Annotated in this window: 14 protein-coding genes; 6 read left to right on the top strand and 8 right to left on the bottom strand. The window is 44.3% G+C overall.

Features of this window, described 5'->3' with window-relative positions; all coding sequences use genetic code 11:
* Window positions 1-9: 9 nt before the first annotated feature.
* Window positions 10-1,227 carry a glycoside hydrolase family 88 protein gene (locus tag Q1W14_RS07750; RefSeq protein WP_300700426.1) on the top strand — a complete coding sequence of 406 codons (1,218 nt, stop codon included), beginning with the start codon at window positions 10-12 and terminating at the stop codon, window positions 1,225-1,227.
* Here the strand turns inward: Q1W14_RS07750 and Q1W14_RS07745 are convergent.
* The 4 genes from Q1W14_RS07745 to Q1W14_RS07730 all read right to left on the bottom strand — a co-directional run bounded on the left by Q1W14_RS07745 (window position 1,201) and on the right by Q1W14_RS07730 (window position 9,558).
* Window positions 1,201-3,174 (bottom strand): HAMP domain-containing sensor histidine kinase, encoded by a 1,974-nt coding sequence (locus Q1W14_RS07745; RefSeq protein ID WP_300700424.1) that lies wholly within the window; start codon window positions 3,172-3,174, stop codon window positions 1,201-1,203. The two genes, Q1W14_RS07750 and Q1W14_RS07745, sit on opposite strands and share 27 nt — an antisense overlap.
* Window positions 3,175-3,368: 194 nt before the next feature.
* A complete protein-coding gene (locus tag Q1W14_RS07740; RefSeq protein WP_300700422.1) occupies window positions 3,369-5,723 on the bottom strand; it encodes a TIM-barrel domain-containing protein in 2,355 nt (784 codons plus the stop codon).
* Window positions 5,724-5,817: 94 nt separating this feature from the next.
* On the bottom strand, window positions 5,818-8,415 hold the full coding sequence (locus tag Q1W14_RS07735; RefSeq protein ID WP_300700420.1) for a two-component regulator propeller domain-containing protein: 2,598 nt from the start codon (window positions 8,413-8,415) through the stop codon (window positions 5,818-5,820).
* A gap of 123 nt (window positions 8,416-8,538) precedes the next feature.
* Complete coding sequence (locus tag Q1W14_RS07730) at window positions 8,539-9,558, bottom strand: LacI family DNA-binding transcriptional regulator (protein WP_300700418.1); 1,020 nt, start codon at window positions 9,556-9,558, stop codon at window positions 8,539-8,541.
* 177 nt (window positions 9,559-9,735) lie between these two features.
* Here Q1W14_RS07730 and Q1W14_RS07725 point away from each other — a divergent pair, with 177 nt between their 5' ends.
* Genes Q1W14_RS07725 through Q1W14_RS07705 form a run of 5 tightly spaced genes read left to right on the top strand, consistent with a single transcriptional unit; the run spans window position 9,736 to window position 15,563 of the window.
* Window positions 9,736-10,668, top strand: coding sequence for an aldo/keto reductase (locus Q1W14_RS07725; protein ID WP_300700417.1), 933 nt, complete (start codon window positions 9,736-9,738; stop codon window positions 10,666-10,668).
* A gap of 13 nt (window positions 10,669-10,681) precedes the next feature.
* Window positions 10,682-11,605, top strand: a complete 924-nt coding sequence (locus Q1W14_RS07720) for an amidohydrolase (protein WP_300700415.1) — start codon at window positions 10,682-10,684, stop codon at window positions 11,603-11,605.
* 20 nt (window positions 11,606-11,625) lie between these two features.
* Entirely contained in the window at window positions 11,626-12,888 is a 1,263-nt protein-coding gene (gene fucP / locus Q1W14_RS07715; RefSeq protein WP_300700413.1) for an L-fucose:H+ symporter permease, read from the top strand.
* 22 nt (window positions 12,889-12,910) lie between these two features.
* Window positions 12,911-13,927 (top strand): zinc-binding alcohol dehydrogenase family protein, encoded by a 1,017-nt coding sequence (locus Q1W14_RS07710; protein WP_300700434.1) that lies wholly within the window; start codon window positions 12,911-12,913, stop codon window positions 13,925-13,927.
* Between the two features lie 19 nt (window positions 13,928-13,946).
* Window positions 13,947-15,563, top strand: a complete 1,617-nt coding sequence (locus Q1W14_RS07705) for a glycoside hydrolase family protein (RefSeq protein ID WP_300700412.1) — start codon at window positions 13,947-13,949, stop codon at window positions 15,561-15,563.
* A gap of 127 nt (window positions 15,564-15,690) precedes the next feature.
* On the opposite strand, the gene Q1W14_RS07700 is transcribed toward Q1W14_RS07705, so the two are convergent.
* The 4 genes from Q1W14_RS07700 to Q1W14_RS07685 form a co-directional block, all read right to left on the bottom strand.
* The gene (locus tag Q1W14_RS07700; RefSeq protein WP_300700410.1) at window positions 15,691-16,023 is read right to left on the bottom strand and encodes a Spy/CpxP family protein refolding chaperone; all 333 of its coding nucleotides are present in this window, start codon (window positions 16,021-16,023) and stop codon (window positions 15,691-15,693) included.
* A 164-nt stretch (window positions 16,024-16,187) separates the two neighbouring features.
* Window positions 16,188-17,972, bottom strand: a complete 1,785-nt coding sequence (locus tag Q1W14_RS07695; protein WP_300700409.1) for a RagB/SusD family nutrient uptake outer membrane protein — start codon at window positions 17,970-17,972, stop codon at window positions 16,188-16,190.
* 11 nt (window positions 17,973-17,983) lie between these two features.
* The gene (locus Q1W14_RS07690) at window positions 17,984-21,079 is read right to left on the bottom strand and encodes a TonB-dependent receptor (RefSeq protein WP_300700407.1); all 3,096 of its coding nucleotides are present in this window, start codon (window positions 21,077-21,079) and stop codon (window positions 17,984-17,986) included.
* 60 nt (window positions 21,080-21,139) lie between these two features.
* Window positions 21,140-22,072 (bottom strand): DUF4982 domain-containing protein (locus Q1W14_RS07685; RefSeq protein WP_300700405.1); only part of this gene is annotated, 933 nt, incomplete at its 5' end.

The raw sequence follows: 22,072 nt of genomic DNA, 5'->3' as shown, positions 1-22,072 counted from the left end.
ACATATTATATGAAGACAAAAACTTTATTAGCAGGTTTGGGATTATGCCTGCTTGCAGCTTGCTCCACGTCGAAAGATGAATTCAATGTGGACAAGGCACTCGATTACTGCGATACTCAGGTACATCGCACTTTGACTGAGTTGAAAGGAAACGATGGCAACATTGATTATACTATGATGCCTCGTAATATTATGGACAGCCTCACTACCTGGCATTGTCGCAAGGCTACCAAGGATGAGTGGTGCAGTGGTTTCTGGCCCGGCATCTTGTGGTACGATTATGAAGCTACCGGTGACGAGAAGATTAAAGAAGAAGCGGAGAAATTCACTTCCTCTTTGAAGTTCCTTTCCGAAACTCCGGCATTCGACCATGATTTAGGTTTCCTCATTTTTTGCAGCTATGGGAATGGCTATCGTCTGACGCAGAATCCCGAATACAAACAAGTAATTCTGAATACAGCTGATACTCTTGCAACCTTGTTCAATCCTCGTGTTGGCACTATTCTTTCCTGGCCGCGCAATGTTGAGATGTTTGGAGGACATAATACGATTATGGATAATCTGATAAATCTGGAAATGTTGTTCTGGGCTGCCAAGAATGGCGGTAATCCTTATTTATCCGATATCGCTATTGCCCATGCTGACAAAACAATGAAATACCAGTTTCGCCCGGATTATACTTCTTATCATGTAGCTGTGTATGACACCTTGACGGGAGATTTCCTTCGTGGATGTACCCACCAGGGATATGCTGATAATACGATGTGGGCTCGCGGACAGGCATGGGGCATCTATGGATTTACTACCGTTTACCGGGAAACGAAAGATACGCGTTACCTTGATTTTGTGCAAAAGATTACGGATGTCTATCTCCAAAACTTGCCGGCAGACTACGTGCCATATTGGGACTTCGATGATCCGTCTATTCCTAGTGCTCCTCGTGACGCTTCTGCTGCTGCCATAGTAGCTTCCGCGCTATTGGAACTTTCTACTTATCTTCCCGTTGAGAAAGCCACCGAATATAAAGATGCTGCGGTGAAGATGTTGATTAGTCTTAGTTCTGATAAATATCAGAGTGGTAAGTCAAAACCGTCGTTCTTACTTCATTCCACAGGACACTGGCCTGCCGGATCTGAGATAGATGCATCTATTATCTATGCAGATTATTACTATATAGAGGCTTTGCTGAGGCTGAAAAAATTACATAGTAATCAAAGTGTTATTTAAAAGTGGAATTTCCAATACAAATCGAGCGCCTTGAGTATAGGTGGTATCCAGATAGATGTGCCCATTCAACAATGTCGCGATACTTCGGCAGATACTGAGACCTATACCAAAGCCCGGTTTGAAGCTATCCAGCTTTTCGTAGCGTTGGAAGATAATCTCTGCATTGTCTGGAGAAATACCACAACCATTGTCGGTAACCGAAAAGGTTACTTTCTCCGAATCAGTTTTATAAGAGAGGATAATTTTGCCATGCTCTGTATATTTGCAGGCATTTTCTAGAAGATTCATTAGTATTTGTTGCAGACATGAGGCATCTGTCGTGATAATAAGATTAGTGGGAGATGCCTCTAATCCCAGTGAAACTCCTGTAGGGACTTTGGCGGTCATATTTGTCAAAGTGTGTCTGCATAGTTCTTCTATATTTGTTGAGTTGAGAGATAGCTGATAGTTGCCACTATCCAAAGAACTGAGATCGAGGACATCATTAACCAATGTCAGTAGAAGTTCGGTATTCCGATGAATACTGCTGAGAAGTTCTGCTCGTTCTTCCGGTTCTAATTCAATATTTTCGTTACCGTTCAGTAAGTCGTTGAATCCTACAATGGCATTGAGCGGAGTACGTATTTCATGACTAATATTTTGTAGGAAGACAGTCTTCAACCGATCGGCGGTTTCGGCGCGGCGGCAAGCTTCTTCGGCCAGCTGCTTTTCTGCCTGTAGACGGTGTGCAGAACGACGGCGACTGATGGCATAGACTAGAGAGAAACCACTTGTCATCAATAATATGATGATAAGAACAATAAAGTTACGTTGTTTCTCTCGGGTTTCTAAAGCTATCCGCTGTAATTCTTCCTGTTGGTGTTGCACCTCAAGGCGATTCTTCTCCATTTCCAAAGTCTGATTGTTGAAACGAGCGTTGTATGCAGCAAGCACTTCTGTATTGGCAGCTTGTATAATGGAGTCGGATAGCTTGTTTTTTAAACTGATGTAGTTGTAAGCTTTCTCAAAATTCTTTTGTTCTAAGAAAATTTTTGCTTGATACTCGGCTTGTGCAATCGGATTTTCAATAGAGTCTACATAAACGAGTGCTTTGTCCCATTGCTTTGAGGCAATATAATAGTCGGTAACCCCAATAATATAGCTGCTTTTATTAGCTCCTATAAGTAGTTTCTTTGCGTTGAGATCATCAAGTAATTTTTTATATAGACTGGCTTTATTAAATTTATGGGCTTCGATATAAATTTTTAATAGAATAGAATAAGCGCTTATTTTATGAGCTGCAACTTGGGCGGATACCAATGATTGCAATGCATATTTCTCGGCTGTTTTCAAGTCTTTCTTATTAAGATAACAATAGCCAAGACGGTTGTAAGGATAAGAAATGTCTTTAGTCTCACCGATGTTTTTGTAATAATCTATGGCATTTTCAAACTGTGTGATAGCGAGATCGTTGTTCAATGACTGATAAAGTTCACCCATACGAATATAACTACGAGCAATACCATACGAATTATTGAGGCGTAGTGCTTCGTCTTGATATTGTTTTAATTCTCGTAGCGCCTGTTCGCTGTCATGATGCTGTATGTAGTAGGAAATAATGCGGTTCCACGCACTGAATATGTACTGCTGATGTTGTGTGTGGCGTGCAAAATCGGCAATATTTTGATTCTCGCGCAATAGGGCTTCCAAACTGTCTGCATAATAGTAATAATCAACTTTGAGATGTAATGCCAGACATTGTGCCTTGTCGTCTTTAGTTTGCGTAGCACTTTCGAACAGAGTATCTGCCATAGCCAACACTACTGGTTTATTGACGTATGAACTACACTTCTGATAGTAAGCATATAGCTTATCATCAATTTTATAAGGATTATTCTGTGCTTCTGCTGGCTGATAAAACAGGGTAGAAAACAACAACACGATGAGTAGTCCGAGTAGTCGATTCATGGCAATATATGGTTGATATTGCAAATATAATATTTTTATTGTTTACTTTCCAATTTGTTGATGTTTCTCTGCATATAGTAGTATATTAAAGACAATACAATGATGGAAAATTATAAAAAACATCCAGCTATCGTAATATATTGATAGCTGGATGTTGAGTTGTATTAATTTTGAGTATGAGTAAGGATGGAGATCTAGAATTTGATTATCGTCTTCTTTCCTGAATAGTTAACACTCTTTCCCCCTTTCATTGGTGCATCTCCTGTTCCCGATTTCTGATTCACCAATATCACCTTGAACTTGCGGTTTTTCAACATACCGGGATATTCTCCCTGACGGTCTTCTATCGTCAAATTGCGGTTTTTGTCATTCCACTCAAAATGGATGGTGGAGTACATACCTTTTTCGTAATTGTAGTTATCATTCTCGTCTTCATACAGTGTAAACATACCGTCGGCACCGGGGTAGATGCGAATTTCGAGGTTGTCCCAGTTCTTTTCTGTGGAGTATTGAACTTGCGGACCGAAAGGCAGAATGCTTCCGGCCTTGATATATACCGGCAGGATGTCTTTGGTCACAGCACGATTCACGGTTTGTCCGCCTTGTTGTTTCTGGTTGTTCCAGAAATCCCACCAATCAGCTCCTTCGGGCAGATAAACAGACCATTCCGTTACTTCCGGACGGGTGACGGGTGCTACCAATATAGAGCGACCGAAGAGATATTCACCACCTACCTCGTAGGTTTTCTTATCGGCAGTGAAGTCCATCAGCAATGGACGCATAAAAGTACCGTCATTACTTGATACATCCCATGAAGTACTATATATATAAGGTAACAGTCGATAACGCAACTTAATCATTTTTTCTTGGGCATCGAAGCACCAGTCACCACGCTTGCCGAAGTTCCATATTTCACGGGGTAACTCTGTACCGTGTGAACGCATCATGGGGCAGAATGTGCCGAATTGCATCCAACGTACATATAAGTCTTGATATTTGGGGTTCTTAGGACCGCCTTCCTGGTTCCAGCGTCCGGCAAAGAATCCGCCTATGTCACTGTTCCAGTTGGGAATGCCCATAAGGGTGTAGTTCAGTGCTGCAGGAATTTGTTTTTCCAGCATGTCCCAGGTAGAGACTACGTCACCACTCCAAGTATTAGAGCCATAGCGTTGCTGACCGATGAAACCTGAACGCGTGAGGATGACTACACGTTTGTTCAGATTATTTGCTTTCTGGTGTGAAGCGATGCCGGCATTATGCATTAAAGAGAAAGCATTCTTTACACTACGATAAGAACCCAATGCAGTAGGCAGGTCGTAATCGGAATCTTTACGGTTGATATGGTCGGGTTCTGTAGAATCCAGCCACCAGCCATCGTTGCCGATGTAACTGAAAATACCTTTATTGAGGTATTTCCAATAGATATCTCTGGCTTCAGAGTTATAGGCATCGTAGGGACGGGTACCACTGTTGGGCGGCCAGGTGTCGAAGTTGATAATCATACCTTTGGAATCGAACTCTTTGCGCTGTTCGGTTTTAGGACCGAAGCCGGGCCAGGCTACAATCATTAGTTTGGCATTCAGGCGGTGTATCTCATCAGCCCATTTCTTGGGTTCGGGGAAACGTTCGGGGTCGAAGCTGTGGGAGTTCCAGGCACTGTCGGTTTTCTGATATTCCGCCCAGTAACGCCAGTCTTGAATCATACAGTCGATAGGAATTTGCAGTTTGCGGAATTCTTTCAGTACATTGAGGTTTTCTTCCTGGGTATGATAGCGTTCTTTGCTTTGGAAGAAACCGTAACTCCATAACGGAAGCATCGGGGCACGTCCTGTGAGGTCTCGGACTTCGGCAATGACTTGATCGGGAGTACTGCCGTACATAAAGTAATAATCGGCACAATGTCCCAGGCTCTCAAATGCCAATTCCTGCGGGGTATCGACGAACTCGGAAATGGAGTAATTGTCCCAATACACGGCGTAGCCTTTTGCGGGTGACATGAAGTAGGGGGAGTAAGTGAACATGTTCTCGTTTTGCATGTGGTGCATGGAGTTGCGGCGATTGAGTTTGCCATCCATTACCTGACCGACACCATAGATGGGTTCGTCTTTATCCAACAGGAATGAACCTCTTACCTGATAGGAGGGAGTACCTGCATCGTCCTTTGCGGCAAAGGAGGTGCCATAGTCTTTGTCTTTAAGTAACTCTTTGCCATCGGGAGTATAGAAACTGATACCTCCGGTAACGGGGTTGACGAGCACTTTCAACTGCGAAGATTCCAGAGCATACAGTCCACCTTCCTGCGATACTTCAATCGGAGTAGTTTCGGGCGATTTGGTTACAACGAGACTTTCCTTGTTGTAGGTTTTGCCTTCGGGAGTTTTATAAACGCGGACAATGGAAGGTGAATAAAAGCTTACGCTAATGTCCATTCCTTGGGTGGAGCACTTGACGCCTTGCCCGGTGCGTTGCACATTCTGTGCTGTGCAAAGGGTGGTTGCAATCATTGTTGCACAAGCCAGCAATATAACGGCTTTTCTACTAAGATTCATTTTCATGGTCTTTTAATGTGTTTTCATTTTTACCCTGCAAAGGTAGGTGCAGAGACTATCAGAACAGCAACAACTATGTTGAAACGAACAACAATCAGGTTGATTTCTGTTGTTGTGCAGCGTATTCAGAGGGGCGGCAACCATACATCTCCTGAAAACATTTACTCAAATAACTGGTACTGCTGAAACCGGTGAGTTCGGCAATTTCGGTGATGCTGAGGTTGTTTTCAAGAATCAATTGTGCGGCTCGTTGCAGGCGGATGTTGCGGATAAACAGACTGGGCGACTGGTCGAGTAGAGCAACCAACTTGCGGTAAAGCCCCGTACGCTCCATACAGAGGTCACGGCTCAGTTGCTCTACCGAATACCCGGGAACATGCAAGTTCTTTTCTACCTGTTCGATGGCTTGGGTAAGGAAGGAGTTTTCTTCATTAGGCTGAGGCTCTTCTTCTTTTATAGTTGATAGAGTAGGCTTCTCCTGCGGATATGCTTTTTGTTCGGTTTCATAACGGTTGCATTGTTCTATCAAATTTCGGATGCGAAGTAATAGAATCTCTTCTTTATGTCGTCGCTCTACTTCTTTTTGGGTCCGATTGATGTAAAGGCGGATGCTAACATAGATCAAGGTCAATATAAGAATCACATAAACGGTATATGCCATATTGGTTTTCCACCAAGGGGCATGAATAATGATGCTAACTTTGGTTATCTGCCGGTCGGCCCATCGGGTTGCATTGTTCGAAGACATTACTTTAAGAGTATAGTTTCCCGGAGGCAGGTTGGTATAAGATACTTGCAAGATGCCGTTGCTCTCCTTGTTACTGGTGGTGGAAAGCCAGTCCGAGTCGATTCCTTCCAGTTGATAACGGTAGTAAGTGCGTTCCGGGTTGAAGTAATTCAGTGCGGAGAATTCACAGGTGATAAAGTTCTGATTGTATTCCAATGAAATTTTACGGGTATAGGCGGTAGCTTGGGGGAGTATAATCTGTTCATTATAGGCTTTAGCAGGGATGATTCTTTCGCCATGCAGATAAAAAGCGGTAAAGATGGGTTGGTAAGGTAGGCTGGGGGTGTTGTAAGAGTTGTCTGAAGTGAGGATTGTAAACCCATCGACCCCTCCAAAGTAAAGTGTTCCGTTGCTCGATTCGAAAGCGGAGTTTGCTATATATTCTCCTTCCAAGGCTCCATCGCGTTGGTTGTAATTAGTGATGGTGATCTGTAGAGTCTTTGGGTCAATGCTGAGTTGGGATATGCCGTTACTGGTAGTAACCCATATTCTGTGTTGCCGGTCTTCGAGAATAGCTTGTACAAAGTTATTAGTTAAACCATCTTCACGATAAAAACGTCGGGGTTCGGTCTGCGTGTCATCGTTGTAGAGTTCCAGCCCATCTGGTGTTCCTACCCAAGTCCATCCCCGACTATCTTTGCGGAGGGTTGTATAAGTTTTGTTCTGAAAAGAAGTGGAATGGGGGAGGGAAGTGATCGGTAAAAGTCTTCGGACTCCATTTTCTTGAATATCCAATTTGTAGATGGCAGAACGTTCTTTGATATATAGGTTGCCCTCCTTGTCTTCCGCAAAATGAGTAACAGCTATATCCTCTTCGGCAGATACCGGGAATGCTTTCCGGTCTATATGTATCAGTTTGTACATGGCAGGGTGATAGTAAAGTAATCCCCGATTGAATGTTCCTAACCACAAAGCTCCTTGCCGGTCTTGAAAGACAGTACTTATTTCTGTAGCCGGAATATTTCCTTTTTGCGTTTTGAGTGAAGGCAGATATTGCTGCGTTCCTTTGTCAAGGTCCATAATCCAAAGGCCACGGACACAGCTGATGTATGCTTTATGATCGGTAGAAATGATTAAAGTGTTCAGTGTGTAATCCTTTTCCATGATTTTGGTCCACGTTTGTTGTCGTGTGTCGAAATGAAAGAAGCCTCCTTTGGAACCATTCCGCAATTGGTAAAATCCCTTCTTAGCGTGGACTACAAGCGAGGTATTTCCGAATTCTCCCCTTTCTTCTTTAGGATAAGCTGCTTTAATATAGAGCTGTTTCTTTGTTTTGAGATGATAACAGACTACCTCTCCGGTATTAAAGAACAGGTATAAAGAGTCAGCATCTGTTGCCAAATCTTGTACTTTTCCTTGATTGGGGGACAGCTGAAGATTAAATTTGAGGTCTTGTTGTAGCAGCCTCTCATCGGTTATCAACCAGATTCGTCCTCCGGCATCTACAAACATATCATCTATAGGCTTCTCAATTCCTTTCTCTTGAAAATAGGAGTTCAGGTTGGTGATATATTGTTGCTTGCATAAGTCAATGCACATCAGTCGGCGGTAGTCTTTGATCCATAGTAATGAATCGGAGCTGAGATAGAAGTGGTAGAAACCGTCGTATTGCTTTAGTGGATAAATGTCTTCAGACGTACGATGGAGATTGGTGAAGTGTGCGCCGTCGTATAGGTTAATGCTTCCAGTGGTGGTAAAGGTCATTCTGCCGTCGGGCAACTGGAAGATATAGCGTATCTGATTGTCGCTCAATCCTTGTGTGGTATTGATAGTGATGAATTGGAAATCATTGCCATAAGTGTGACAAAGAGTCACTACTAAGAATATAACAAGGAGAAATAGACGTTTTATACTTTCTATACGATGCCGGTATATTGGTATGATAGTATAAAAAAAACTTTTCATAGTAATACGATTATGTTTTCAAGGGCAAAGATACACTTTTTCTTCTAATACATCAGTTCCTGCCATTGTATTGGCAAGGCTTTGCCAATGCGATGGCAAAAAATCAAAGAAGCACATAGGAGTTCAGCGCTTCCTTATCGAACTCTCCCTTACTTGCAGTTGTGTAGGAACTATCACTTGCTTGATAGTCTTGTTCCCTTTAGTTTGCTCTATCAAAAGTTGACAGGCTGTTTCTCCCATTTTATAGGTTTGGTGGGATATGGCCGATAGTTTAGGTTCAATATAATTGGCATGCTGCTCATCGGTATATCCTATGATGGCTATATCATCCGGTATATGCAGATCGTGGCTTTTGATAACTTCAATAGCTGCAAAAGCCAATGTATCGTTCATGGCAAGGATGGCATCGGGTGGGTTGGGAAGAGACAATAAGGTTTCTGTAGCGATTTTCCCTTCTTCATAATCTATCTTTCTGCACACTACTAATTCTTTTTCGATAGGAATGTGATTGCTGCGCAGTGCTTCCAGATAACCGTGTTTCCGCTTCTTCACAATATCCAGATGGTTGGCTCCACCGATAAAGGCAATCCGTTTGCTACCGTTATCCAAGAGATGTTGAGTGGCTATTTGTGCTGAATGTTCGCCATCTGCCACTACCGAAGAAAACTGGTCGGTCAGACAGACACGATCGAACAAAATAAGTGGCATGTTAATATCTTTCAGAGCGGTGAGATGGGAATAATCTGTGGTTTCTTGAGACAAACAGGCTATAATCCCTTCTACCCGCATATTGACTAGATTCTCTATGTTTCTCTTTTCATTTTCGTAAGATTCATGCGAGGTTGTGATGATCACAAAGTATCCATTGCGGATTGCCATATTCTCTATTCCATTCAAAATGGACGAGAAGAAGTGAGTTACAATATCCGGTACAACCACCCCAATGATGCGTGGTGCATTCTTTCGCAGACTTAGTGCAAAGGGGTTGGGGCGGTAGTTCATCTCTTTGGCCAGTTCCTTGGCTTTGGCGCAAAGTTCACGACTGATTTCAGGACTATCTTTCAGTGCCCTCGAAACGGTAGGGATGGATACACCCAGTTCCCGGGCAATATCTTTGAGTGAAGTATGTTTCTGGCTTTTCATGAAATAGTCTTGTTTTAGATTCATTTACAAAGGAACAAAATTCAATCCTAAATGCAGTATATAAGATTAGTTTTTTTACGTAAACCGTTACGTTTGTTTTTTGCAAGGTGTCAGCTCTATCGGATTCGTTTCCTTCCTACTTTTGTCACAAGCAAAACAAATTAAAATCTGAGAAATATGCAGTACCATGAAATCGGCAAAACAGGGATGAAGGTATCTTCCCTTAGTTTCGGAGCTTCTTCGTTGGGGGGAGTTTTCCATGATATCAAAGAGAAAGAAGGCATTGAAGCTGTTTTTGCAGCTATCGAAGCAGGAATGAATTTTATAGATGTTTCCCCTTATTACGGGCACTATAAAGCTGAGGCTGTATTGGGAAAAGCACTGAAAGATATCCCTCGCGACCGTTATTATCTTTCTACTAAAGTAGGACGCTATGGTGAGAACGGTGTAAATACCTGGGATTATTCCACAAGGCGTGTAACAGAGAGTGTATACGAAAGTATGGAGCGCTTGCACATTGATTTTATCGACTTGATTAATGTGCATGACATTGAATTTGCCGATTTAAACCAGGTGGTTAGCGAAACACTACCGGCTTTGGTTGAACTCCGAAAAAAAGGTGTAGTAGGGCATGTAGGTATAACCGACTTACAACTTGAAAATTTGAAATGGGTGATTGACCATACTGAAAACGGCACAGTAGAATCTATCCTTAACTTCTGCCACTACTGTTTATGTGACGACAAGCTATCTGATTTCTTGGATTATTTCGAAGAAAGAGGCATCGGTATCATCAATGCCTCTCCGCTTTCAATGGGTTTGTTGACCGAACGCGGTGTTCCGGCATGGCATCCGGCACCCAAAGAATTGGTAGAAGCGTGCGTCAAAGCAATGGAGCATTGCAAAGCTAAAAACTATCCTATCGAGAAGCTGGCTATGCAGTTCTCAGTAAGCAATCCGAGAATTGCCACTACACTCTTCAGTACGGCCAATCCGCAGAATGTGAAGAAGAATGTTGCTTTTATCGATGAGCCTATCGACTGGGAGCTTGTTCGTGAAGTACAAGATATTATTGGAGACCAACAGCGTGTAAGCTGGGCAAATTCATAAATAGACTGCTCCTATGGATTACACAATCATTGATGCACATGCCCATTTGTGGCTGCGCCAGGATACGGAGGTAGACGGTTTGCCTATTCGTACTTTGGAGCAAGGCCGTTCATTGTTTATGGGTGAAGTTCGCCAGATGGTTCCTCCGTTTATGACGGATGGAGTGAATAGTGCGGAAGTTTTTCTCTCGAATATGGATTATGCCCAAGTGGCTGCTGCTGTCATTACGCAAGAGTACATTGATGGTATTCAGAATGACTATCTGGAGGAAGTAGTATCCCGTTATCCCAACCGTTTCTTTGTTTGTGGCATGTGCGAATTTCGTAAACCGGGATTCTTCGCTCAGGCAAAGGAACTGATAGCAAGAGGCTTCAAAGCCATCAAGATACCTGCTCAACGCTTGTTACTGAAAGAGGGACGGGTGATGCTGAACAGTGAAGAGATGATGCAAATGTTTCACTATATGGAAGAACAGGGTGTAATGCTTTCTATTGACCTAGCAGACGGGGCAACACAAGTTTCTGAAATGGAAGAGGTTATTCAGGAGTGTCCCCGGTTGAGAATAGCTATAGGTCACTTCGGAATGGTAACACGTCCTGATTGGAAAGAACAAATCCGCCTGGCGCGTCATCCCAATGTGAGGATAGAATCGGGAGGAATTACCTGGCTGTTCAATGAAGAGTTCTACCCGTTCACAGGAGCAGTGAAAGCCATTCGTGAGGCGGCTGAATTAGTAGGAATGGAAAAGCTGATGTGGGGTTCGGACTATCCCCGTACCATCACCGCCATTACTTACAGGATGTCTTACGACTTCGTCACGAAATCTTCGGAGCTTACCGAGCATGAAAAGCAGCTTTTCCTGGGAGAAAATGCACGGAACTTCTATGGTTTATCTGACCTCCCGGTACTGCCGTATATTAAAAATATGTCTGAATAAATCAGGAACAAATCAATACCATGAAACAAAATAAATATACTATCCCTTTAGCACTTGTCTTTTGCCTTTTCTTTCTGTGGGCAATCAGCAGCAACTTGCTGCCTACTATGATAAGGCAACTGATGAAGACTTGCGAACTGAATACGTTTGAAGCCTCCTTTACCGAGACTGCCTATTGGCTTGCCTATTTTATTTTCCCTATTCCGATAGCCATGTTTATGAAACGCTACAGCTATAAGGCCGGTATTATCTTCGGTCTGATATTGGCTGCTATCGGCGGGTTACTTTTCTTCCCGGCTGCCATGCTGAAAGAATATTGGGCTTACCTCTGCATTTTCTTTATTATTGCTACCGGCATGTGTTTCCTTGAAACGGCTGCCAATCCGTATGTCACTGCTTTAGGAGCTGCCGACACTGCTCCCCGAAGACTGAATCTGGCACAGTCCTTTAACGGACTCGGTGCTTTTATTGCCGCCATGTTCCTGAGCAAACTCATTCTTAGCGGAACGCATTATACACGCGATACCCTTCCTCTTGATTATCCGGGAGGCTGGCAAGCCTATATACAGTTGGAGACGGATGCTATGAAACTGCCTTATCTGATCTTGGCATTACTGCTGATTGTGATTGCCGTTGTTTTTGTATTCTCCAAACTTCCTGCGATAGGCGATGAAGGAACATATACTTCTTCGGGTTCGGGCAAGAAAGAAAAGCTGATTGATTTCGATGTATTGAAGCGTTCGCATGTGCGTTGGGGTGTGATTGCACAGTTCTTCTATAATGGTGGACAAACTGCCATAAATAGTCTTTTCCTGGTGTATTGTTGTACCTATGCCGGATTGCCGGAAGATGCTGCAACCACTTTCTTCGGCTTGTATATGCTTGCATTTCTTGCCGGACGCTGGATAGGTACGGGCTTGATGGTAAAATTCCGTCCGCAGGATATGCTGCTTGTTTATGCTTTGCTCAATATCCTGTTGTGTGGAGTTGTTATGGTGTGTGGGGGAATGGTAGGGCTGTATGCTATGCTGGCTATTTCTTTCTTTATGTCTATCATGTATCCCACCCAATTCTCATTGGCTTTAAAAGGGCTGGGCGAGCAGACAAAGAGCGGGGCTGCCTTCTTGGTTATGGCCATCGTGGGTAATGCCTGTCTTCCACAACTGACGGCTTACTTTATGCATGCCCATGAGCAAGTCTACTATATGGCATACGGCATACCGATGATTTGTTTCGTCTTCTGTGCCTATTATGGATGGAAAGGATATAAGGTAATTGATTAATAAATTTATTTCAAATATAATGATGAAAGCTGTTCAGATTGTCAACCCCTCGGAAATGCAGGTGGTTGAATTGGAAAAGCCGGTTGTTGGTGCCGGTGAAGTGTTGGTAAAGATAAAGTATGTGGGCTTTTGTGGCTCGGACTTGAATACATATCTGGGACGTAATCCGATGGTGAAACTCCCCGTAATTCCCGGACATGAGGTAGGAGCGGTAATTGAAGAGATAGGTGTGGATGTACCTGCCGGTTTTGAGAAAGGGATGAACGTAACGCTGAACCCCTATACTAATTGTGGTAAGTGTGCATCTTGCCGTAATGGTCGTGTCAATGCTTGCGAACACAATGAAACGTTGGGGGTACAACGTAACGGAGTGATGTGTGAATATGCCGTATTACCTTGGACAAAGATTATTCCTGCCGGAAAGATATCTCCTCGTGATTGTGCACTCATTGAACCGATGAGCGTAGGATTTCATGCTGTAGCCAGAGGTCAGGTGACTGACAATGAGTACGTCATGGTCATTGGTTGCGGAATGATTGGTGTAGGCGCTATCGTACGTGCTGCTTTACGGGGAGCAACGGTAATCGCTGTCGATTTGGATGACGAAAAACTTAGTCTGGCAAAAAGAATAGGAGCGTCATACGTTATCAACTCGAAGACTGAAAACGTGCATGAGCGGATGCAGGCATTGACCGGAGGTTTTGGAGCCGATGTAGTCATTGAAGCTGTTGGTAGTCCGGCAACGTACATAATGGCTGTGGACGAAGTAGGTTTCACGGGGCGTGTCGTTTGCATCGGATATGCCAAGAGTGAAGTCGCTTTTCAGACAAAGTATTTTGTACAGAAAGAGCTGGATATCCGTGGTTCCAGAAACGCATTGCCGGCGGACTTTCGTGCGGTGATTAATTATCTGGAAAATGGAAATTGTCCGATAGAAGAGTTGATAACCCGAATTGCAAAACCCGATACGGCTTTAGAAGCTATGAAGGAGTGGGAGCGCAATCCGGGTAAGGTCTTCAGAATTTTGGTAGAGTTTTAATTATATGCAGTAAGAAAAAATGAAGAGGTTATTATGCTTAATCGGTGTAGGTCTGTTTTGTGCTTCTCTCCATGCTCAGATCACTGAACGTGAACGTCCTGCCGAATGGAATCAACTGGTAAAAGGTGCCCGTTTCCTGGATCGCTTTCTTCCTATGCCCAACGGCACTCAGGCCAAAGGTATTTGGGGAGCAGACAGTGTACAAAACCGTTATGTAGACAATGGTATCGAACTACCCGAAATTTCTTTTTGGGGTGGCAATATCCTGCAAACTTCCGATGGAAAATATCATTTATATGTGTGCGGCTGGCCGGAGAATTCTCCTAAAGGTCACATGTTCTGGTCAAACTCAACCGTTTACCATGCTGTATGCGACAATTCCATCGGTCCTTTTAAAATTCAAAATTCTGTTGGTAAGGGACATAATCCCGAAGCTTTCCGACTGAAAGACGGGCGTGTTGTGGTTTATGTGATAGACGGTTATTATATGGCAGATAAAGAAGATAGTTCCGTATGGACGTATGGTAAATTCAACTTCGACCCGCGCGACCGCAATATTATTGAAGGATTATCTAATCTAACTTTCGCCCGTCGGCCCGATGATTCCTATCTGATGGTGTGTCGTGGTGGTGGTGTATGGATTAGTAAAGACGGGCTTTCCCCTTATCTCCAACTGACGGATAAAAGAGTATATCCGGCAGTAGAAGGTCATTTCGAAGATCCCGTCGTATGGCGTGACGAACTTCAATATCATCTGATTGTCAACGACTGGTTAGGGCGTATAGCCTTCTATCAACGTTCCAAAGACGGTGTTCATTGGGTGACGGAACAAGGTGAGGCATACGTACCGGGGGTATCTTACCATAAAGACGGCGAAGTGGAACACTGGTTTAAGTACGAACGTGCCAAAGTTTTCCAAGATGTGCGTGGTCGTGCAGTTCAGATGAACTTTGCAGTGATTGACACAATTAAATGGGAGGATCAACCCAATGACAATCATAGTTCCAAGAATATCAGTATTCCTTTGAATAAAGGTATGCTGCTTTCTGTATTGAATGAGAAACAGATTACCCCCACTACACGTACCATTGAAGTGAAGATATCTGCCGAAGAAGGATTTAATCCGCAAACGGATGTAGACGTCAACTCCCTGCGCTTTGGCTCTTATACGGAAGTGAACTTCGGTCGTGGTTGCAAACCTTTGAAGACAAAGAATTCAGGAAATGATTTAATTGTAATTTTCAATGGCAAAGGAAGTGGCATCACTGCCGATGAGTTTGCTCCGAAGATGATAGGAAAAACTAAAAGTGGAGAGTTGCTTTACGGTTATGCCCGTCTACCATACGTTGATTACCAACCGGCTTTGTTATCTGCCCGCCGTCCGGTATACGATAAAGATAAAGCCGAATTGAAGGTTGAAATACAGAACTTCGGTTTATCGGCTTCAATCCCTACTGAAATAGAGGTAATCTGTAACGGAGTAAGTCAAGGTCGTACATCAGTGCAGGTATTACAACCTTATGAGACAGTGAATCCATCATTAAAACCTACATTTGCTTCTTCTGATGAAAAGTCTTTATATGAAGTTATTTTCTTTCAGCAAGGGGTAGAAGTAGACAGGAATATATTTAAGTAAGCTGTACCTTTGCGAAAAAGTTGATAGAATACAAACACTCATGTAAATAGAGAGGGGGCTATAACGAATTATCTCTTATAGTCCCCTCTTTCTTCTGCATGTATCAGATGCAGGAAATTCAGAGTGTTTATTTTCTACGATCGCCTCTTTGAGATCTCATACTTTGGTATTTCTTATATTGCTCTTCAGTCAGAATCTTTTTGATTTTTGCATCTGCCTCGTCACGTTTCTTCTCCATTTCTTCACGCGAAGGTCTTTCACCCGATTCATTTTTGCCGGGACGCATCTCTTCCATCACTGCTTTGAAGTCTTTAGCTTGGGTTTCGTTCAATCCCAGTTCTGTAACCATCTGCTCAATGCGTTGCGTTCTATCAGGGCGACCACCTCTGTTATCCTGTGCCATACATACTGCCGAACCGATAAACAAGGCAACTGCTAAACTTAAAATTTGCTTCTTCATAATTCTGTTTTATTTAAAAGTGATTGATTTTTCTGTGCATTTAGAAGTCACATGTTTATGACGGTTTTGCACAGAAAAGGTTTACTCTGACCACTTGTTAAATCGACTAATAGGAAGTTTTTATAGACGAATGATTGAGCTTTTATATAATTGTCATACCTATTTTAGTAGCCTGGATTCTGTATCAATAGATTATTCTTATTCATCTCATCCAAATAAATCGGCATCAGATAAGATTTATCATTCCATTTTCTTTCCTGTACTTGAATAACCTCATAAGTTGGTACTTTGGCACCATACGGATATCGGATATCAATTCCTTGAGCAGGTTTGATGGCATCGGGGGCAATCATCCATCGGCGGATGTCGAAGTAGCGGTGCTGTTCGTATGCCAGTTCGATCTTTCTTTCATTGCGGTAGTGTTCCATTAGTGCATCGCCTGTTTCGGTAGACGGGATGTCCGGCATGCCGGCACGTTTGCGAATCAGGTTGATAGTTTGGCGAGCTTCATCGTTTTCTCCCAGTTCGAGGCAGGCTTCGGCATAGTTCAGTAACACTTCGGCATAACGTATTTGCCGCCAGGGATAAGGCTGCTTGTCGTACTGATGATTGACAGACGGATCGAGGAACTTACGCATATAGTAGCCTGTATAGGTTCCGTTCCAGTCTTCGATTGGCCCTTGGCGAGTATCGAGTCCGGCAGTATAGCTACCGTCCGCTTGCTGATAGAAAGCAGTCTGCACAATGCCATCCGGGTCGGAAGCTATGGCATCGTCCGGGCGTTGGCGCCAATGCGAACCGTTGTACATAATGCTGGCATAGAATCGTGGGTCTCTGTTCTCGTAAGGGCGGGCGGCTTGCTGAGGATTTGACCAGCTGAACTTGCTTCCATCCTTCATTTCGTATGAATCGACCAACTGACCGGTCGGCGTATTGCCACCCCAACCGTGGAAACCATTCGGACTGTTGAATAACCCTACGCGAGGCAATTGGAAGTCGTCACTTTTATGATTGACGAAGTCGTAATACTGTACCATGATATCTTCGTCCGAATTATGACATAAGAAGATATTTACGTAGTTCTGTGTAGCTTCGTCTGTATTAGCCCATCCTCCGGCTTCACCATACAGGTGATAGATACCCAAATCCATTACCTCCTTTGCTGCTTCTTTCGCTTTACGCCAACGCTCTGCACGGTCTCCACCGGTGGTATAGCCTATCAGTTCCGGATTCTTGTAACCCGATGCCCATTTCGATTGAGAGACATAAAGGTCACTTGCCGCATAGAGCAGTACGCGTGCTTTCAGTGCCAAAGCAGCTCCTTTGGTGGCGCGTGCCTTATCTCCGGTCAAAGGTAGAACGGTGGCGGCAGCTTCCAGGTCTTTCACGATGAAGTTGATGGTTTCTTCAAAGGTATTGCGTGCCACCAGCAACTCGTCGGCTGGCGTGTAAGATTTCTCAATCAACGGTACGCCACCCCATTGGCTCATCAGCCAATAGTAGAAGTAGGCACGCAGATAATGTACTTCACCTTTCAGACGGTCTACAGCATCACCTTCCAATGCATACTTCTCTGCATTTTCGAAGAAGATATTGCAGGCACGTATGTTCTTATAAAGATTGTTCCAGTTGATGTTATGGAAGGTTATAATCCAAAAGTTGGGAGCAAGGATGCCTTGATAGCTCGGGCTAAGTTCGCTCATCACTACCGGTTGACTTTCCCATGCCCATACTTCCATCGATTCATCGCAAAGGGAGGAGAGCATAACCGTATGAAAACCCCATTTCTGCCCTTCATAGATATTGTTTACAAAAGCTGTAATCAGCGATTCATCTGTCCATACCACTGCATCCGAATAGCGGTCTACCGGGTCTACATTCAGGAAGTTGTCGTTGCATGCCGTCAGGGTGAGGCACACCAACAGTACTAATTTATAAATATGTTTCATGTCTTTCGGTTTTAAAAAGTAAGGTTGATACCAAAGTTGATTACTTTATTCAAGGGATAGTTATAGCCGGAACCACTGGTATTCTCCGGGTCATAATCCTTCATGTCCGGGCTGAAAGTCAATAGGTTGTAGCCACTGATGTAGACACGCAGATGCTCTATACCGACTTTCTTGCTCCAAATGGCAGGTACGGTATAACCCAGTTCGATGTTCTTCAAGCGAACGTAGTCGGTCTTATGCAACCAAAAGGTATTCTGCTGATTGACAAAGTACTCGTTGCTACGGTTGTAGGTACGGGGATAAGAAGCGGTGGGGTTATCTTCCGTCCAGCGATTATCGTAGAAACTTTTCAGATAGTTGGCGAAGTCGCCCGATTCGGTGGATTGGTAGAATACACCGCCAAAGGCACCTTGCAGCAAACAAGACAAGTCGAAATCTTTATATCCGAGTTCTATATTCAATCCACCGGTGAAGCGGGGAGTGCGGCTTTTGTCATTGCGTACGCGGTCGTTGCCGTCTATTACTTCGTCGCCATTCACATCTTTGAAGATGATATCACCCGGACGGGCACCTGTCCAATGGGGATAAGCATCCACTTCTGCCTGGTCTTTGAAGATGCCGATAGCTTCGTAATAAAGGCCGGAGTTGATGGGGCTGCCTGTAGACTTCTGATAATCCGGTGTTCCGGCTGCTTCGTCCCAAAATAGTATCTTGTTCCGGGCATATACGCCGTTCAGGTTTACACCCAGGCGGAAGTCATTGAAACGCTTGCGATAGTCGATATTAAAGTCTACACCTTGGTTTTGTACTTCGCCCAGGTTTTCATCGGGTAGCAATAAACCCGAGGTAGAGGGTACGGAAGCGTTGCGTTTCCACAGAATATCGGTGCGCTTGTTGTGGAAGTAGTCGATGGTCAGCGCCAGGTCGCCTTGCAGGAATTGCAGGTCGATACCGATATTCTTTTGCGTGGCGGTTTCCCAGGTTACGTTCTGATTGGGGGCTACTCCTTCTTTCAATGCCTGATTGAGCGTGCCGCCATTGTTGGTGACGAACATCAGGTCATTGAATGTATAGGATGCCAGATATTGATACGGGTCTATCATATCGTTACCCGTCTGCCCCCACGATGCGCGTACTTTGGCAAAAGAGATGAAAGGCAACGCTTTCTTAAAGAAGTTTTCTTCTGAAACGACATATCCCAAAGAAACACCGGGGAAAAAACCGAACTTGTTAGACCGGTCGAAGATGTACGAACCTTGGTAGCGCCAAACGAATTCAGCCAGGTATTTGGACTGATAGGCATAGTTAACGCGACCGAAGTAATTCAGACGGGCTTCTTTATATCCGGTACCCGTATTGTTCATTTCGCTCTGACCACCTGCAAACAGTTGGTCGATGGAACTGGATAGGAAGTAACGGCGGAAAGCTTCGAAAGAGTCACCGTCTTTGGTAATGCGTTCAACACCTGCCAGGACATTGATGTCGTGAACCTTTGCAAATGTGCGGCTGTAAGTAGCAATACCACTCAGCAATACGCCCAGGTTATCTTCCATCGATTCTGTGAGACGTGGGTCACTGAATCCCTTTTTACCTTTCACAAGCAGAGGTTGCCCGTTGTCATCTTTGGAACTGCCGTCCCATGAATACAGATACCAGGGTTTCTGCCAGATTTTACGGAAACGGAAGGATTTGTCCAGTGAAGCGGTTGCTTTGAGCGAAAGACCTTCTACATGGGGAACCTTTATATTGACACCGAAATCACCGTTTATCACGTAACGCTTGTCTCTTTCATACCCCGTCTGATTGGTACAGATTACAACGGGATTATCGCCGAATTCAATATCGGGTCCAGGCAAGCCATTGGGCCAGTAAGCAGGTGAATTCGGTTTGGAACGCATCAGCATGCGGAATACGTTTTCCGAAGAACGGGTGGGGTATTTGCGGTCTTCCATGCGTCCGGTCAGATTAACGTATGTGTCGATGTACTTATTGATTTTCATATCCAGGTTCATCTTCAGGTCATACTGGTTGTAGTTGGAACCGCTGTTGCGGTAGAAAGCATCCTGACCTTTGGCAGATACGCTGACATAGTATTTCACGTTTTCTGTACCACCGTCTATGGTAGCATTGGCGTATGTTTGTGAAGACCAATTCTTCAGGGTTTCACCAAACCAGTCGGTGTCGGGATGTCCCCAAGGATCAGAACCGTCGGCATAAAGCTTCAGATCGGTTTCTGAGAAACGGGGCTTGTTGCCGGCGTACTTGTCTATCTCGTTCATCAAAGTGGCATACTCTGAGGCATTCGTCATTTCGGGAATAACGGTAGGAGTGGTGATGCCGTAGTTGTAGGAAGCGCTCAACTTCGGTTTTCCTGATTTGCCTCGTTTGGTGGTAATCAAGATAACGCCGTTAGCGGCTTGTGCACCGTAGATGGCTGCTGAGGCATCTTTCAAGACGGACATTGTTTCGATGGTATTTGGGTCGATACGTTCTAAAGAGCGTCCGGGTACTCCGTCAACTACTACCAGCGGATCGGCTTTACCGAAGGTATTCACACCTCGCACGGTAATGGTTGCACCGTCATAACCCGGTTCTGAGGTGTTGGAAACGGCAACTACTCCCGGCAGGCGTCCGGCAATGCCCTGACTCACGTTGGTGACGGGTGTCTTAGATAGTTTCTCTCCGCCTACACTGGTTACCGAGCCGGAAAGGGTGGCTTTCTTTTGTGCGCCATAGCCCACAATAACTACTTCGTCTAGCAATTCGCTGTCTTCTTTCATAAGAATGTTCAGGGTACTTTTCCCATTTACGGGGATGTTTTGTGGCACATAACCGATGTAAGAGATGCTCAGACTGGCATTTGCCGAAGCGAGTTTCAGCATGAAGTTACCGTCCAAGTCAGTGATAGCGCCATTGGTCGTGCCTTTCTCCATGATGGAGACGCCCATCAGTACTTCGTTTGTTTTCTCGTCTGTGATTTTACCTTTCACTGTAAAGGATTGTGCATTTGCGTTCCAGGCTATTCCGAGTATCAAAATGCCCAGTAGCATCCATCGTTGCAGCCATTGTCTTCTTCTGCTGCGGTGTGTGAATTCCAATGTTTTCATAAGTGTTATTAGTATTAAGTATGTTTGAAATATAATGTCTGATAAACGGCTACTTATGTATCACTCTGCTTGTAGCCTAACTGTTGCTTCCCCAAGTCCTTCGGCAGAAACCGTTAATTGAATATCGCCTTTCTCTCCGGTAGGTTGAATGATGGCAATTGCTTTACCGCGGAAAGTTTTCGGTGTCAATGAGCGGAAGCTCTCCATATCGTCATAGCCACCATTGCCGGAAGCTATAACGGTAGCTTTCCCCGTCAATTGTATTCGCAAAGGGACAATGGCGTCGGGAACTACATTCCCATCTTTATCCACCATCTCGATTTTTACGAAGGACAAGTCTTCTAAGGATGCGTTTAATTGTGTGCGATCTGCAACCAAACGGATGGCAGCGGGTGCTCCGGTAGTTTTCAGGCTTACGGATGACCTCTTCTTATCTGAATTTTGTGCTGTAAGTTCCCCCGGAGTATAAGGAACCTCGAAAGTTGCGGTATAATTATCTTTATTGGTTTCTTTCTCGGCTATCAACTCTCCATTCAGGAATAGTTTTACTTGGGGAGAGCGGCTATAGACATTTACACGCATTGGCTGGCCTTCCAGTCCTTTCCAGTTCCAGCTGAGGTATTCGTCAGTCCATCCCCAACCGTTTACCACTTCCTTTTTGCCGGGAGCTATCGGGGCATGTACCGCCATAGCAATGGGACTTTGACGCCAAATGACATCACGATAATAGGATTGTGGTTTCTTGTCGCCGCAAAGGTCGATGTCGCCGCACCAGGCATTGTACCAAGGCCAATCCATAAACTGAGGGTTATGTTCACCGGGAGCTAGTTCCAGAGTATGTGCCAGTCCGGCTTCACCGATATAATCGATGGCAGTCCAAACAAAATCGCCGATGATGTAAGGGTGCTTTTCTACCAGGTTCCAGTTTTGCGCCAGCTCTTTGGGATAGGATTCACTACCGTAGATGATGCGCTCGGGATGGGCGGCATGGTC

It is taken from the genome of Bacteroides sp. (genome assembly GCF_030151085.1).
Classification (GTDB): domain Bacteria; phylum Bacteroidota; class Bacteroidia; order Bacteroidales; family Bacteroidaceae; genus Bacteroides.
The sequence above is the reverse complement of the archived record's forward strand: the minus strand, read 5'-3'. Positions and strand labels throughout refer to the sequence as shown.

Excerpts from the sequence above, each read along its gene's own strand:
- Q1W14_RS07690 (WP_300700407.1), bottom strand. The coding sequence starts at position 21,079 with ATGAAAACATTGGAATTCACACACCGCAGCAGAAGAAGACAATGGCTG.
- Q1W14_RS07710 (WP_300700434.1), top strand. The coding sequence starts at position 12,911 with ATGAAAGCTGTTCAGATTGTCAACCCCTCGGAAATGCAGGTGGTTGAA.
- fucP (WP_300700413.1), top strand. The coding sequence starts at position 11,626 with ATGAAACAAAATAAATATACTATCCCTTTAGCACTTGTCTTTTGCCTT.
- Q1W14_RS07750 (WP_300700426.1), top strand. The coding sequence starts at position 10 with ATGAAGACAAAAACTTTATTAGCAGGTTTGGGATTATGCCTGCTTGCA.
- Q1W14_RS07720 (WP_300700415.1), top strand. The coding sequence starts at position 10,682 with ATGGATTACACAATCATTGATGCACATGCCCATTTGTGGCTGCGCCAG.
- Q1W14_RS07740 (WP_300700422.1), bottom strand. The coding sequence starts at position 5,723 with ATGAATCTTAGTAGAAAAGCCGTTATATTGCTGGCTTGTGCAACAATG.
- Q1W14_RS07705 (WP_300700412.1), top strand. The coding sequence starts at position 13,947 with ATGAAGAGGTTATTATGCTTAATCGGTGTAGGTCTGTTTTGTGCTTCT.
- Q1W14_RS07735 (WP_300700420.1), bottom strand. The coding sequence starts at position 8,415 with ATGAAAAGTTTTTTTTATACTATCATACCAATATACCGGCATCGTATA.
- Q1W14_RS07725 (WP_300700417.1), top strand. The coding sequence starts at position 9,736 with ATGCAGTACCATGAAATCGGCAAAACAGGGATGAAGGTATCTTCCCTT.
- Q1W14_RS07700 (WP_300700410.1), bottom strand. The coding sequence starts at position 16,023 with ATGAAGAAGCAAATTTTAAGTTTAGCAGTTGCCTTGTTTATCGGTTCG.
- Q1W14_RS07695 (WP_300700409.1), bottom strand. The coding sequence starts at position 17,972 with ATGAAACATATTTATAAATTAGTACTGTTGGTGTGCCTCACCCTGACG.
- Q1W14_RS07745 (WP_300700424.1), bottom strand. The coding sequence starts at position 3,174 with ATGAATCGACTACTCGGACTACTCATCGTGTTGTTGTTTTCTACCCTG.
- Q1W14_RS07730 (WP_300700418.1), bottom strand. The coding sequence starts at position 9,558 with ATGAAAAGCCAGAAACATACTTCACTCAAAGATATTGCCCGGGAACTG.